This window comes from Streptomyces anandii JCM 4720 (genome assembly GCF_014650655.1).
Classification (GTDB): Bacteria; Actinomycetota; Actinomycetes; order Streptomycetales; family Streptomycetaceae; genus Streptomyces; species Streptomyces anandii.
On sequence record NZ_BMVJ01000007.1, the window covers coordinates 252,777 to 266,651 of the forward strand.

At 70.0% G+C, this 13,875-nt stretch carries 11 protein-coding genes, 1 tRNA gene and 1 pseudogene; 11 read left to right on the forward strand and 2 right to left on the reverse strand.

Features of this window, described 5'->3' with window-relative positions; genetic code table 11:
* From IE249_RS37400 to IE249_RS15560, 3 genes are all read left to right on the forward strand, one after another.
* Positions 1-328: replication initiator (locus IE249_RS37400; protein WP_373304392.1), on the forward strand; the 328-nt coding region annotated here is incomplete at its 5' end.
* The gene (locus tag IE249_RS15555) at positions 328-498 is read left to right on the forward strand and encodes a helix-turn-helix transcriptional regulator (protein ID WP_181925608.1); all 171 of its coding nucleotides are present in this window, start codon (positions 328-330) and stop codon (positions 496-498) included. The genes IE249_RS37400 and IE249_RS15555, both read left to right, overlap by 1 nt.
* Positions 495-1,868 carry a tyrosine-type recombinase/integrase gene (locus IE249_RS15560; protein WP_189705408.1) on the forward strand — a complete coding sequence of 458 codons (1,374 nt, stop codon included), beginning with the start codon at positions 495-497 and terminating at the stop codon, positions 1,866-1,868. The genes IE249_RS15555 and IE249_RS15560 overlap by 4 nt, the downstream gene beginning before the upstream one ends.
* Positions 1,869-2,033: 165 nt before the next feature.
* Here the strand turns inward: IE249_RS15560 and IE249_RS15565 are convergent, their stop codons facing one another.
* Positions 2,034-2,987 carry an HNH endonuclease gene (locus tag IE249_RS15565; RefSeq protein ID WP_189705409.1) on the reverse strand — a complete coding sequence of 318 codons (954 nt, stop codon included), beginning with the start codon at positions 2,985-2,987 and terminating at the stop codon, positions 2,034-2,036.
* Positions 2,988-3,535: 548 nt separating this feature from the next.
* Positions 3,536-3,607, reverse strand: a tRNA-Arg gene (locus IE249_RS15570).
* 140 nt (positions 3,608-3,747) lie between these two features.
* Here IE249_RS15570 and IE249_RS15575 point away from each other — a divergent pair.
* The 8 genes and pseudogenes from IE249_RS15575 to IE249_RS37405 all read left to right on the forward strand — a co-directional run.
* The gene (locus IE249_RS15575; protein ID WP_189705410.1) at positions 3,748-4,266 is read left to right on the forward strand and encodes a response regulator; all 519 of its coding nucleotides are present in this window, start codon (positions 3,748-3,750) and stop codon (positions 4,264-4,266) included.
* Between the two features lie 133 nt (positions 4,267-4,399).
* The gene (gene nrtL / locus IE249_RS15580) at positions 4,400-5,497 is read left to right on the forward strand and encodes an ArgS-related anticodon-binding protein NrtL (protein WP_189705411.1); all 1,098 of its coding nucleotides are present in this window, start codon (positions 4,400-4,402) and stop codon (positions 5,495-5,497) included.
* A gap of 23 nt (positions 5,498-5,520) precedes the next feature.
* On the forward strand, positions 5,521-6,912 hold the full coding sequence (lysA, locus tag IE249_RS15585; protein ID WP_189705412.1) for a diaminopimelate decarboxylase: 1,392 nt from the start codon (positions 5,521-5,523) through the stop codon (positions 6,910-6,912).
* 165 nt (positions 6,913-7,077) lie between these two features.
* A complete protein-coding gene (locus IE249_RS15590) occupies positions 7,078-8,367 on the forward strand; it encodes a homoserine dehydrogenase (protein WP_189705498.1) in 1,290 nt (429 codons plus the stop codon).
* 6 nt (positions 8,368-8,373) lie between these two features.
* On the forward strand, positions 8,374-9,432 hold the full coding sequence (gene thrC / locus IE249_RS15595; protein WP_189705413.1) for a threonine synthase: 1,059 nt from the start codon (positions 8,374-8,376) through the stop codon (positions 9,430-9,432).
* A 700-nt stretch (positions 9,433-10,132) separates the two neighbouring features.
* Positions 10,133-11,050, forward strand: coding sequence for a homoserine kinase (gene thrB, locus IE249_RS15600; RefSeq protein WP_189705414.1), 918 nt, complete (start codon positions 10,133-10,135; stop codon positions 11,048-11,050).
* Positions 11,051-11,464: 414 nt separating this feature from the next.
* Entirely contained in the window at positions 11,465-13,450 is a 1,986-nt protein-coding gene (gene rho, locus IE249_RS15605) for a transcription termination factor Rho (RefSeq protein WP_189705415.1), read from the forward strand.
* A gap of 185 nt (positions 13,451-13,635) precedes the next feature.
* A pseudogene (locus IE249_RS37405) lies at positions 13,636-13,875 on the forward strand (LCP family protein); the annotation flags it as partial.

The following is a 13,875-nucleotide window of genomic DNA, read 5'->3' on the forward strand; positions in this document are numbered from 1 at the left end:
TGCCTGGTCCCTCGGCGCTCGACCCGAGTTAGCAGACCTCCGGCTTCGGTCGTGGGCCCACATGCTCGGCTTCCGCGGCCACTTCTCCACCAAGTCCCGCCGCTACTCCACCACCCTCGGCGCCCTCCGCGACGCCCGCGCCGACTGGCGTCGTGCGCAAGCCGGGCAGGCCGTCCCCCAGAACGGTGAAACCACGCTCGTACTCGCCCACTGGGTGTTCGCCGGCACCGGCCTCAGCAATGGCGAAACCTGGCTCGCCGCCTCACTCGAACCCGCCCCAGGCACGGAAGGAGAACCGACATGGACCAGCACCGCCGCGACGAGCTGATGACCGTCCGCCAGGTGCTCGATGAGCTGGGTGGTGTTTCTCGACGGACCTTCTACCGCTGGCGCGAACTTGGCCAGGGTCCTGCTGCATTCAAGCTCCCGAACGGAGAGCTCCGGGTTTGGCGGAGCGACTTCGCCACGTGGCTGCGACAGCTGGAGGCGGCGGCGTGAAGTCCCTCGATGTAAAGGTCTGGGGCGTCCGTAAGCGGGACACCAAAACGCCTTCGTACGGTGTCCGGTGGTCTGTGGCGGGCAACGTCTTCTCGGAATCCTTCCGCACCAAGGCGCTTGCCGATCATTACCGGACCAAGCTCATGCGTGCGATGCGCGACGGGGAAGAGTTCGACACCGAGTCCGGCCTCCCGGCCTCGATGGAAGAGAAGAAGTCGGCCGTGTCGTGGTACGACTTCGCCCTCAAGTACCTCGCGATGAAATGGCCCCACGCCGCTCCCAACACACGGGATGGCATCAATGAGTCGCTCACCAGCGTGACCGTGGAGCTCCTCGGTGAGCGCGCCGGACGGCCGTCCGACGAGGCGATCCGCAAAGCGCTCCGTAACTGGGCATTCGTGTTACCTGGGCCTGACGGCCGGGAAGTCCCTGATGACGTACGCAATGTTCTGCACTGGGTGTCCAAGGCTTCTCGACCGCTTGCTGATCTTGCCGAACCTGCCACAGCTCGCGCGGTGCTCGATTCGTTGAAACTCAAGCTCGACGGGACAGCGGCGGCGGCGGAGACCGTGCGGCGTAAGCGCCGGACGCTCGTGAATGCCGCGAATTACGCGGTCGACCTGGGGGAGCTGCGTGAAAACCCCATCACGGCTGTCCGCTGGCAGAAGCCGAAGGTGTCCAACCAGGTTGACCCTCGTGTCGTCGCCAACCCGGAGCAGGCCCGCAATCTCCTGGCCGCAGTCTCCTACGTGGGCGGCTACCGGCGTGCTCGCGGCCGGCGTCTCGTCGGACTGTTCGCGGCGATGTACTTCGGCGGGCTCCGTCCTGCTGAGGCAGTCGGCCTGGTGGAGACTGACCTCGTCCTGCCCGAGCAGGGCTGGGGGTCGGCGCTGCTCCACCGGACTCGTCCTTCGGTCGGCAAGCAGTGGACCGACTCGGGGGAGACCCACGACGACCGCGGGCTGAAGAATCGGCCGACTGAGGATGTTCGGCGTGTGCCCATTCCGCCCCAGCTCGTCGCGGTGCTCCACGATCACCTCGCCACGTTCGGCACGGCGGAAGACGGGCGACTCTTCTTCAGTGAGAAGGGCTCGGTCGTTCCGTCCTCGACCTACTACCGCGTATGGCAGGAGGCTCGGCTCCTGGCGCTCCCGCCGGCCGTCGCGGCCTCGCCGCTCGCGAGTAGGCCGTACGACCTTCGGCACTCGGCGCTGTCGACGTGGCTCAATGCCGGAGTGGATCCCACGGAGGTTGCTGAGCGCGCCGGCAACAGCGTTGAGGTCCTGCTGACCCGCTACGCGAAGTGCCTCGACGGACGACAAGACGTCGCCAACCGGCGTATCGAGGACCTGCTCCGCGAATACGAGTGAGACAACTCGCGCCTTCACCGAGGCCCCAGGCTGTTGCCTGGGGCCCTCCTCATTCGTGCCCTTTACCCCGAGGTTCGTCCGGAGAAAGAAGGACACCACCGGGGCGCCGGCGACTACATTCGCCACCGGTGTTGACGCTGCAGTTGGACTGGCTGGGGCCTACTTTCAGTGGGCAAGCTCGTGGATCTGGGCGACCTTTTTCGGACTGTCAGTAAGGAGTCCCAAACGCTGACACTCATACTCGACGGCTACCTTCTCTGATACTCGCACTGCATGGAACACCCGAGCCTGGTCCCATTCGGTCAGCAAACGATCGCCCTTGCTGGCGTTGCACGTCCGGCACGCTGGGACGAGGTTTGACGGGTGCTCCCATCCACCATGCGTGGACAGTGGTCGGACATGATCGACCTCGGTCGCGGCTGCACCGCAGTACACGCAAGGGCCCTCGGCGCGGATTCGCTCATACTCTGCGGCGGGTACCGGACCGGCAACCTGGGCGGCCAGCTTTCGTGCCCGATACGCATTCCCGCTTGCCCGACTAATAGCCGCGCGCACGTCTACAGGGATCTGCGCCCACCAGCACGGCCCGCATCGCGTGGTTCGACCTCGAAATTCCCTTTCGCAGTCGGGGCAGATCCGGTCGGATTGCCGGCAGCTGTTGCACAGGGTCCGATCTCCCCAGTACACCGTTTCGCAATCGTCGTTAGAGCACTGCCGCTCAACAGTCCGGCATGACACACACAGTAGTGTCGTGCCGCGGTAGGAGTTCTCGCAGCCGTCAGCCTCGCAGGTCCGGTCGACGGCACGGTGCTCCCAGCAAAGCAGCGTTGTTCCCCTGAATACTGTCAGGCAGTCCGGGTCGGCGCAGGTGCGCTCAGGAGTCAAGCAGGCCCGGCAGTGCAGAGCATTCCCTCTGTAGACGGTGTCGCAGCCGTCAGAGGCGCACTCCCGGAAGGTGCTCCTGCATGCGGAGCAGATTCGGTTCGATGCACGGAAGCGGTGGGTGCATCCGTCAACAGCACACTCCCGTTCTGGGTACCGATGCCGTGAGCAGTACCGGCCGCCAGCCGCTGTGAAGGCCCGCCCGCAGCCTGGCTCCTTGCAGGTGCTGGTCCGCATTCGATGCCGGGTGCAAAATCGGTTGGTAGCGGTGTAGACGTGGTCGCAGGATGGCTCAGCACAGACCCTTAAACGCGGCGGCAACTTTCCTCCTCGCAGGCTGGGTTGCCGATCCTAGGAGCAGGGTCTGACAATCCGGTCGCTACCCGACCGGTCCTAGTGAGCCTCCTCCGCGGCGCCGCCACTCCAGTCGAACCGTCGGCGTGGCTGTCGACGAAGAGGTGGGCGCGTTCGTTCGGGAGCGACCAAGACCTCACCACAGCCGGCGGCTACATCGAGATGACGTCCCGGTACGCCGCACCGGTCCTGCTCGGTCTCGCCATTCGAGGACGCGTCAAACGCGGCAAGTAAATCCGTGTCGAAGCATCCCGCCAGGAGCCTTGCCGCTTTCAGGGGCTCACCTGCGGCGATGCGCCAAGATCCCGTCCACGCCTCGTCCACAGACCCCGACATACGCCCGCTCCGCACGGCACACGCCTGCACAAACGCGAAGACCCCGGCCTCAGCGTTTCCGCTGGTGACGGGGTCTTTGGGCACCTCATACTGGGTGCCCCCGGCAGGATTCGAACCTGCGCACACGGCTCCGGAGGCCGTTGCTCTATCCCCTGAGCTACGGGGGCGCGTCGGGCGCGGGGTGTCTGCGCGGCGACGGGTAGAACACTACCAGCTCCGTGGGGGTGGTCATGAACGTTTTCCCGGTGCGGACGCGAGTGACGGTGGCGTCTACTTTGTGTGGAGGTGTACCCCGCACGGGGCGGAAGTGGGGAAAACCCGGACGCGGTGGCCGGGGGCGACCTACTCTCGAGTTGTGCCAGCCGCTCCGGGCCGGGTGCTTGTTGTGGACGACAACAAGGTGATCCGGCAGTTGATCAGGGTCAATCTCGAGCTCGAGGGTCTCGAGGTCGTGACCGCGGCCGATGGTGCCGAGTGTCTTGATGTCGTGCATCAAGTGCGGCCCGATGCCATCACCCTCGACGTCGTCATGCCCCGGCTCGACGGGCTCCGCACCGCCGCCCGGCTGCGTGCCGACCCCCGTACCCGCGATCTTCCGCTCGCCATCGTCAGCGCCTGCACCCAGTACGAGTTCGAGGCCGGCCTCGACGTCGGTGTCGACGCCTTCCTCGCCAAGCCCTTCGAGCCGGCCGAACTCGTCCGGATCGTCCGGCAGTTGATCGCCGGTGGGGCCGTGCGGCGGGCCGCGGCTCGTGCTGCGGCTCAGGGTGGCCAGTCGCGTTCCTTCGGGGCTTCCGGGGAGGCCGAGCGGGCCGGGTTGCAGTAGTCCGTACACCTTCCGGGCCGTCCTGGTCGTGGGCCGACAGCGCCGCGCGTGGTGTCTCAGGGGCTGTCCGGATAGTGAGAGGCGGGGCAAACCCGCTCGCTCACCCACCCCCCTCCTCCCCTACGCTTGTCCCGTGACCCCCGTCGAGCTCTCCCGTACCGTGCGGCGCGCGGTGCGTCGGGCTGTCGACTCGGGGGAGCTGAGCGTCGCCGTACCGGAGCGGGTCGTGGTGACGCCGCCCCGCCCCGGGGGGTGCGGTGACTACGCCAGTAACGTCGCCCTTCAGCTGGCGCGGCCGGCCGGGCAGCCCGCCCTTCGGGTCGCCCACGTGCTGCGTGGTCATCTTCTTCGGGCCGATGGCATCGACGACGTCTCCGTCACCGGGCCCGGGTTCCTCAACATCAGCCTCCGGGGCGGTGACACACACGCCGCTGTTCTCGTTGAGCGGATTCTGCGGAGTGGGGCGGCCTACGGGTGCGTCGACCATGGGGGCGTTGAAGTCGGCGGCTCAGCGTCCACGTCGCACGTCGTTCACCTCCGCGCCGCCTGTGAGGTCCGGGCCGTCGTCGTCGCCGATGTCCTTGCGCGGTTGCTCCGGGCCCAGGGTGCGGCCGTGAGTACCAGTTGTGCCGGGGAGCCTTCGGCTGCCTGGGGGGACGTCTTCGGCGCTCGCCTCGACTCCCACGGTGCGTCCACCGTGCCACCCGGCACCGACACCGTCACCGTCACTGTCCGGCCCGTGCCCGCCCCCGCCGACCCGCTCCCCCTCGGGCGCGATGCCGGGAGGTGGGCCCTCCTGTTGCCCGCCGGGCGTGATCGGCCTCGAATCTCCGCCGATCCGCATCTTCTCCAGCGGGAGAGCAATCCCCTCTTCCGTGTGCGGTACGCCCACGCCCGGACCCGCGCGCTGACGCGCAACGCCGCCGATCTCGGCTTCCACGCCGAGCCGGGGGGCCTCAGCGGGGCGGAGGCCGAGGCGCTGCTCGGGCTGCTCGCCGATTACCCCCGGATCCTCGGCCGCGCGGCCGGGCTCCGCGCTCCTGATGTGCTCGCGCGGCACCTCGTCGGTGTCGCCGATGCCGTGACGCCCTTCCTCGCCGGCGTGCTCCCGGTAGGGGAGGAGAAACCCTCGGCCGCCCACCGCGCCCGGCTGGCCCTCGCCGAAGCCGCCGGGACGGTGCTGGCCGGTGGCCTGTCCCTGCTCGGCATCGACGCCCCTGACCACCTCTGAGAAAGCCAGAGAGACAGACCGACATGAGCCGTTCCGCACACCCCGCCGGGCCCCGTCACGCCGATGTCCTGCCCGAGGGGCACTACTCCGCCCCGCCCGCCGACCTCAACGCCCTCGACCCCAAGGTGTGGGCCCGGACCGTCGGCCGTGACGGGGACGGGGTCCTCAACGTCGGGGGCATCCCCGTCACCCGGCTCGCCGAGGAGTTCGGGACGCCGGCGTACGTACTCGACGAGGCCGACTTCCGGGCGCGTGCCCGGTCCTGGCGGGACGCCTTCGGGGCCGACGCCGACGTCTTCTACGCCGGCAAGGCCTTCCTCTCCCGTGCCGTCGTGCGGTGGCTCGACGAGGAGGGGCTCAACCTCGACGTCTGCTCCGGCACCGAGCTCGCCACCGCGCTCTCCGCCGGGATGCCCCCCGAGCGGATCGCCTTCCACGGCAACAACAAGTCCGAGGCCGAGATCCGCCGGGCCGTCGAGGCCGGGGTCGGCCGGATCGTGCTCGACTCCTTCCAGGAGATCGTCCGGGTCGCGCACATCGCCGAGTCGCTCGGCAAGCGGCAGCCGGTGCAGATCCGTATCACCGTCGGCGTCGAGGCGCACACCCACGAGTTCATCGCCACCGCCCACGAGGACCAGAAGTTCGGCATCCCGCTGGCCGGGGGGCAGGCCGCGGAGGCCGTGCGGCGGGCGCTGCGGCTCGACGGGCTCGAGCTCATCGGCATCCACAGCCACATCGGGTCGCAGATCTTCGACATGTCGGGCTTCGAGGTCGCCGCGCACCGGGTGGTCGGGCTGCTCCGGGAGATCCGCGACGAGCACGGCGTCGAGCTGCCCGAGATCGACCTCGGGGGCGGCCTCGGCATCGCGTACACCAGCGACGACGACCCCCGCGAGCCGCACGAGATCGCCAAGGCGCTGACCGAGATCGTGACCAGGGAGTGCGAGGCCGCGCGGCTGCGCACCCCGCGCATCTCCGTCGAGCCCGGGCGCGCCATCGTCGGTCCGACCGCGTTCACGCTGTACGAGGTCGGGACGGTCAAGCCGCTCGAGGGCCTGCGGACGTACGTCTCCGTCGACGGCGGGATGTCCGACAACATCCGCACCGCGCTCTACGACGCCGAGTACACCGTGGCGCTCGTCTCCCGCACCTCCGACGCCGCGCCGATGCTCGTGCGTGTCGTCGGCAAGCACTGCGAGAGCGGGGACATCGTGGTGAAGGACGCGTTCCTGCCGGCCGACCTGGCGCCCGGCGATCTCATCGCCGTGCCGGCCACCGGCGCGTACTGCCGGTCCATGGCCAGCAACTACAACCACGCGCTGCGTCCGCCGGTCGTCGCGGTCGCGGACGGCGCGGCGCGGGTGATCGTGCGGCGGGAGACGGAGGAAGACCTTCTCCGACTCGATGTCGGGTGAGAAAGCCGGCGGCCGAGGGAGCCGACGGGGGTGCCGGAAGATCTTCGGCTTTCGGTCCGGCGAAAATGAAATAAACGTCTCACGATCCGGACAAAGGGCAGAAACTGCGGTGCTGTGAGTGAGACTGGTCCAACCGTAGACGGTATGAGGAAACGAGGTCGGATGATGCGTACGCGTCCGCTGAAGGTGGCGCTGCTGGGCTGTGGGGTTGTCGGCTCAGAGGTGGCGCGCATCATGACGACGCACGCCGACGACCTCGCCGCCAGGATCGGGGCCCCGGTGGAGCTCGCCGGGGTCGCCGTGCGGCGGCCCGGCAAGGTGCGCGAGGGCATCGACCCGGCCCTCGTCACCACCGACGCCACCGCCCTCGTCAAACGGGGGGACATCGACGTCGTGGTCGAGGTGATCGGCGGGATCGAGCCCGCCCGGACGCTCATCACCACCGCCTTCGAGCACGGCGCCTCCGTCGTCTCCGCCAACAAGGCCCTCCTCGCCCAGGACGGGGCCGCCCTGCACGCGGCGGCGGAGGAGAACGGCAAGGACCTGTACTACGAGGCCGCCGTCGCCGGCGCCATCCCGCTGATCCGGCCGCTGCGCGAGTCCCTCGCCGGCGACAAGGTCAACCGCGTCCTCGGCATCGTCAACGGGACGACGAACTTCATCCTCGACAAGATGGACTCCACCGGCGCGGGCTACCAGGAGGCCCTCGACGAGGCCACCGCGCTCGGGTACGCCGAGGCCGACCCGACCGCCGACGTGGAGGGCTTCGACGCCGCCGCCAAGGCCGCCATCCTCGCCGGGATCGCCTTCCACACGCGGGTACGCCTCGACGACGTCTACCGCGAGGGCATGACCGAGGTCACCGCCGCCGACTTCGCCTCCGCCAAGGAGATGGGCTGCACCATCAAGCTGCTCGCCATCTGCGAGCGGGCGGCCGACGGGGCCTCCGTCACCGCGCGCGTGCACCCCGCGATGATCCCGCTCAGCCATCCGCTGGCCTCGGTGCGCGGTGCGTACAACGCCGTGTTCGTCGAGTCGGACGCGGCCGGGCAGCTCATGTTCTACGGTCCCGGCGCGGGCGGCTCGCCCACCGCCTCGGCCGTGCTCGGCGATCTCGTCGCCGTGTGCCGCAACCGGCTGAGCGGGGCCACCGGGCCCGGCGAGTCGGCGTACGCCGCACTGCCCGTCTCGCCGATGGGCGACGTCGTCACGCGCTACCACATCAGCCTGGACGTCGCCGACAAACCGGGCGTGCTCGCCCAGGTCGCCACCGTGTTCGCCGAGCACGGGGTGTCCATCGACACTGTTCGCCAGCAGGGCAAGGACGGCGAGGCCTCCCTCGTCGTCGTCACCCACCGAGCGTCCGACGCCGCCCTCAACGGCACCGTCGAGGCGCTGCGCAGCCTCGACACCGTGCGGGGTGTGGCCAGCATCATGCGGGTTGAAGGAGAGTAAGCAGCAATGACCCACCAGTGGCGCGGAATCATCGAGGAGTACCGGGACCGGCTGCCGGTGTCCGAGAGCACGCCGGTCGTGACGCTCCGTGAGGGCGGTACGCCCCTCGTGCCCGCGCAGGTGCTCTCCGAGCGCACCGGCTGCGAGGTCCACCTCAAGGTCGAGGGTGCGAATCCGACCGGGTCCTTCAAGGACCGGGGCATGACCATGGCGATCAGCAAGGCCAAGGAGGAGGGGGCGAAGGCGGTCATCTGCGCCTCCACCGGCAACACCTCCGCCTCCGCGGCCGCGTACGGCGTTCGGGCCGGCATGGTGTCCGCGGTGCTCGTGCCGCAGGGGAAGATCGCGCTGGGCAAGATGGGGCAGGCTCTGGTGCACGGCGCCAAGATCCTCCAGGTCGACGGCAACTTCGACGACTGCCTCACGCTCGCCCGCGCGCTCAGCGACAACTACCCTGTGGCGCTGGTGAATTCGGTCAATCCGGTGCGTATCGAGGGGCAGAAGACCGCCGCGTTCGAGATCGTCGACATGCTCGGGGACGCGCCCGACATCCATGTGCTGCCGGTCGGCAACGCGGGCAACATCACTGCCTACTGGAAGGGTTACAAGGAGTACGCGGCCGACGGTGTGGCCGAGCGGACTCCGCGGATGTGGGGCTTCCAGGCTTCGGGGAGCGCGCCGATCGTGCGGGGTGAGGTGGTCAAGGACCCGTCGACCATCGCCACCGCGATCCGGATCGGGAACCCGGCCTCCTGGACGTACGCGCTGGCGGCGCGTGACGAGTCCGGCGGTGTCATCGACGAGGTGACGGACCGTGAGATCCTGCGCGCCTACCGGCTGTTGGCGGCGCAGGAGGGTGTCTTCGTCGAGCCGGCGTCCGCCGCGTCGGTGGCCGGGCTGCTGAAGGCCGCCGAGCAGGGCAAGGTCGACCCGGGGCAGCGGATCGTGTGCACCGTCACCGGCAACGGCCTCAAGGACCCCGACTGGGCCGTCGCCGGCGCCCCCCAGCCGGTAACGGTCCCGGTCGACGCGGCAACGGCCGCGGAGCGGCTCGGCCTGGCGTAGGGGACTTGCGGTGCCCCTCGCGGGGCGGGTCGCGGTGGCCCGGACGGTGCTCCTTGTGGGCGCGGGCGGCCCACCCGGGGGCGGTGGCGCCCGCATGTCCGCCGCGTGGGCCCCACTCGCAGGGTGGGGTACGTGGAGTGGTTCGCGGGGGCAGGGCTGCGTGGGGCGGTGGCTCGTGGGCCGGTGCCCGGCGTGACGGTTTCTCGTCGGCGCGCGGGCGGCCGTCCAGCGGGACGGCACCTCACGCGGCGGTGTCCGCCCGACCCGCTCCTCGGGGGCCGTCCGGGCACTCCGGCCCAGGTCATCGGACCACCAGCCTGACCTCGGCCCCGCCAGGCCGCCCCCCCGGCCCCAGACTGCCGCCCGCCGCCCGGCGAGTCACCCGCCCCGGTGGGCAACCTCGGCCCCACCCCCCGCGTCTCCCCGAAGGGACCCGCAGGGAGAGGGGGCACGGGGGGCTTTCGACACGCATCGTGCGCCTCCTGTGCGCCCTATGTCGCCACAGAACCTTCCTTCGATAGTCTGTAGGGAACCCGCCCGCCGCATATGCCTTCGCACGCGGTGTGGTGCCGTCGTCCGTGCGGCACGGCCCGGGAATCCCCGACCCTGTCGAAAACCCCCTGTCGAAAACCCCCACTCGAACATCAACGTCAGTCGAATCCATTCGACCGTCACGCAGCTCAAGGAGAGTCAACGAGCGATGGCCGGTCCAGCGTTCCGCGCCGCCGCCGTCCGGGTGCGCGTCCCCGCCACCAGCGCCAACCTCGGCCCGGGCTTCGACGCCCTCGGCCTCGCGCTGGGGCTCTACGACGACGTGGTCGTCCGGGTGGCCGACTCCGGTCTGCACATCGACATCGCGGGTGAGGGCAGCGAGACGCTGCCGCGCGACGAGAAGCACCTGCTGGTACGCGCGCTGCGCACCGCCTTCGACGTGCTGGGCGGCCAGCCCCGCGGCCTGGAGATCGTCTGCGCGAACCGCATCCCGCACGGCCGCGGCCTCGGCTCCTCCTCCGCGGCCATCTGCGCCGGCATCGTCGCCGCGCGCGCCGTGACGATAGGCGGCGAGGCCCGCTTCGACGACACCGCACTGCTCGAGCTGGCCACGGAGATCGAGGGCCACCCGGACAACGTGGCGGCCTGCCTGCTGGGCGGATTCACCCTGTCCTGGATGGAGGCGGGCGCCGCCCGCGCCATCAGGATGGAGCCCTCCGATTCCATCGTTCCGGTGGTTTTCGTGCCCGGAAAGCCGGTCCTCACCGAGACCGCGCGCGGCCTGCTCCCGCGCACCGTTCCGCACGTCGACGCCGCCGTCAACGCGGGCCGCGCCGCCCTGCTCGTAGAGGCCCTCACCCGGCGCCCCGAGCTGCTGCTGCCCGCCACCGAGGACCGTCTGCACCAGGAGTACCGCGCCCCGGCCATGCCGGAGAGCGCGGCGCTGGTGGAGCGGCTGCGGGCGGACGGAATCCCCGCGGTCATCTCCGGCGCCGGACCCACGGTCATGGCCCTGGCCGACGCGGGCACCGCCGACAAGGTCGAACAACTGGCGGGCGCCGAATGGGCCGCCAACCGGCTGAGCCTCGATCTGCAGGGAGCAAGCGTGCTGCCTCTCGCGGGCTGACACGCGATTACCGGATTTCGAGAGGGGGAATGTTTGTTGGATCCGGTAGTGTTAATCTCAAGTCTGCACCCGACCCCACCATGGCGAGGTGCTTCGTGTCCCCGTCCGGGACAGACATTCTTCCGGGAGCCCCCCAAGCCGCACTGTGTGGTGGACGTCGTACCTGGGCAGTACGTCGTACGCGGACACTGAGCGGTCCACCGGGCACGCTCCGGAATCGGTGCTACCAGACCACGTGACACTGTGACACTCGGTGCCACGGATCGTCGGGGAAGCGCCAATCACCAGAAATCTCTTCCGCCGCTTTGGCGGACCACCGCCCCGGCACGGTCCACACAGCAAGGGCCAACGCCGGACAGCACAACCGGTCGCCGAGCCAGACAGGCCGACGTCCGCTCCAGGGAAGGACCCTTCGTGAGCGACACCACCGATCTGATGGGCGCACGTGTCGAGGAGACCGCTGCCGCGCCCGCCACGGACGCCTCCGCGCCTGCCACCGGTGCCGGCTCCCGGCGGCGCCGCGGTACCGGCCTCGAGGGCATGGTGCTGGCCGAGCTGCAGCAGGTCGCATCCGGCCTCGGCATCAGGGGCACCGCGCGTATGCGCAAGAGCCAGCTGATCGAGGTCATCAAGGAGGCGCAGGCCGGTGGGGGCGCCGCCCCGGCGAAGGCCGACGCCGCCACCGAGACCAAGCCGAAGCGCCGCACCACCTCCCGCGCCCGCACGGGCGACGAGGCCGCCGAGAAGAAGGCGGCCGAGGCCGGCGCCGACAAGGCCGTGGCCCAGCAGCAGATCGAGATCCCCGGCCAGCCCGCCAGCGACGACGCTCCCGCCGAGCGCCGCCGGCGCCGTGCGACCGCCGAGGCCGGCTCCCCGGCGGGCGGCGCCGAGACCGTCGCCGCCGAGGCCAAGAGCGAGCCCAAGGCGGAGACCCCCGCCCAGCCGCAGCAGCAGGGCGAGGGCAAGGGCGACGCCGGTGACGGCGGCGAGGGCCGCCGCCGCGACCGCCGTGAGCGCGGCCGTGACCGTGACCGCGACCGTGACCGCGACCGCCGGGGCAAGGGCGACGACCAGCAGGGCCAGGGCGGCCAGCGCCAGCAGCAGAACCAGCAGCAGGGCGGCGGCCGTCAGGACCGCAACAGCGGCCCGCAGGACGACGACGACTTCGAGGGCGGCCGCCGTGGCCGCCGCGGCCGCTACCGGGACCGCCGTGGCCGCCGGGGCCGCGACGACGTGCAGGAGCCGCAGATCGCCGAGGACGACGTCCTGATCCCGGTCGCGGGCATCCTCGACATCCTCGACAACTACGCCTTCATCCGTACGTCCGGCTACCTGCCCGGTCCCAACGACGTGTACGTCTCCCTCGCCCAGGTCCGCAAGAACGGCCTGCGCAAGGGCGACCACATCACCGGCGCCGTGCGCCAGCCCAAGGAGGGCGAGCGCCGTGAGAAGTTCAACGCGCTGGTGCGCCTGGACTCCGTCAACGGCATGGCGCCCGAACACGGCCGCGGGCGGCCGGAGTTCAACAAGCTGACGCCGCTGTACCCGCAGGACCGGCTCCGCCTGGAGACCGACCCGGGCGTGCTGACGACGCGGATCATCGACCTCGTCTCGCCGATCGGCAAGGGCCAGCGCGGCCTGATCGTGGCCCCGCCGAAGACCGGCAAGACCATGATCATGCAGGCGATCGCCAACGCGATCACGCACAACAACCCCGAGTGCCACCTGATGGTCGTCCTCGTCGACGAGCGTCCGGAAGAGGTCACCGACATGCAGCGGTCGGTCAAGGGCGAGGTCATCTCCTCGACCTTCGACCGCCCGGCCGAGGACCACACCACGGTCGCCGAGCTCGCCATCGAGCGCGCCAAGCGCCTCGTGGAGCTGGGCCACGACGTGGTCGTCCTGCTGGACTCGATCACCCGTCTGGGCCGTGCCTACAACCTGGCCGCCCCGGCCTCCGGCCGCATCCTGTCCGGTGGTGTCGACTCCACGGCCCTCTACCCGCCGAAGCGCTTCTTCGGTGCGGCCCGCAACATCGAGGACGGCGGCTCGCTGACCATCCTCGCCACCGCCCTGGTGGACACCGGGTCCCGCATGGACGAGGTGATCTTCGAGGAGTTCAAGGGCACCGGCAACATGGAGCTCAAGCTCGACCGGAAGCTCGCCGACAAGCGCATCTTCCCCGCGGTGGACGTCGACGCGTCCGGCACCCGCAAGGAGGAGATCCTGCTCGGCAACGAGGAGCTGGCCATCGTCTGGAAGCTCCGCCGGGTGCTGCACGCGCTCGACCAGCAGCAGGCGATCGAGCTGCTTCTCGACAAGATGAAGCAGACCAAGTCGAACATCGAGTTCCTGATGCAGATCCAGAAGACGACCCCGGCGCCGGGCAACGGCGACTGAGGTCACGCGCACAGGCACTGAGGGGCCGCTCCCGCACGGGGGCGGCCCTTCGCCGTACCGGCGAGACCTTTGCCACAGGATCACGGCCGCCGTCGGACCCTGTGCAACCCTTTCCCGAGTTCCCCCGTCTGACCATGCGAGTGACGATTGTGGGTAACCGACCGTAAACCGGATTTGAGGAGCACATGTCCGCCCAGAGCACGCCGGACCCGGCCATACCGGGGGATACCGGCCCCACGAGCTCCAGAGGCCGCACGAAGGGCCGCCGGCGCAGGCCCCCCACCGGGAGGCGCAGGGCGCTGACGGTGACGGCCTGGACCGCCGCGGGGATCGTCGTGCTCGGCGGCACCGGCGCGGGCTACCTGTACTTCAAGCTCAACGACAACCTCAAGACGGTCGACATCAACCAGGCCCTCGGCACCGAC

Bases quoted from the DNA above. Each gene is read 5' to 3' on its own strand.
- IE249_RS15555 (WP_181925608.1), top strand. From the start codon at position 328: ATGACCGTCCGCCAGGTGCTCGATGAGCTGGGTGGTGTTTCTCGACGG.
- IE249_RS15565 (WP_189705409.1), bottom strand. From the start codon at position 2,987: ATGCGGACCAGCACCTGCAAGGAGCCAGGCTGCGGGCGGGCCTTCACA.
- thrB (WP_189705414.1), top strand. From the start codon at position 10,133: ATGGCCGGTCCAGCGTTCCGCGCCGCCGCCGTCCGGGTGCGCGTCCCC.
- thrC (WP_189705413.1), top strand. From the start codon at position 8,374: ATGACCCACCAGTGGCGCGGAATCATCGAGGAGTACCGGGACCGGCTG.
- IE249_RS15590 (WP_189705498.1), top strand. From the start codon at position 7,078: ATGCGTACGCGTCCGCTGAAGGTGGCGCTGCTGGGCTGTGGGGTTGTC.
- lysA (WP_189705412.1), top strand. From the start codon at position 5,521: ATGAGCCGTTCCGCACACCCCGCCGGGCCCCGTCACGCCGATGTCCTG.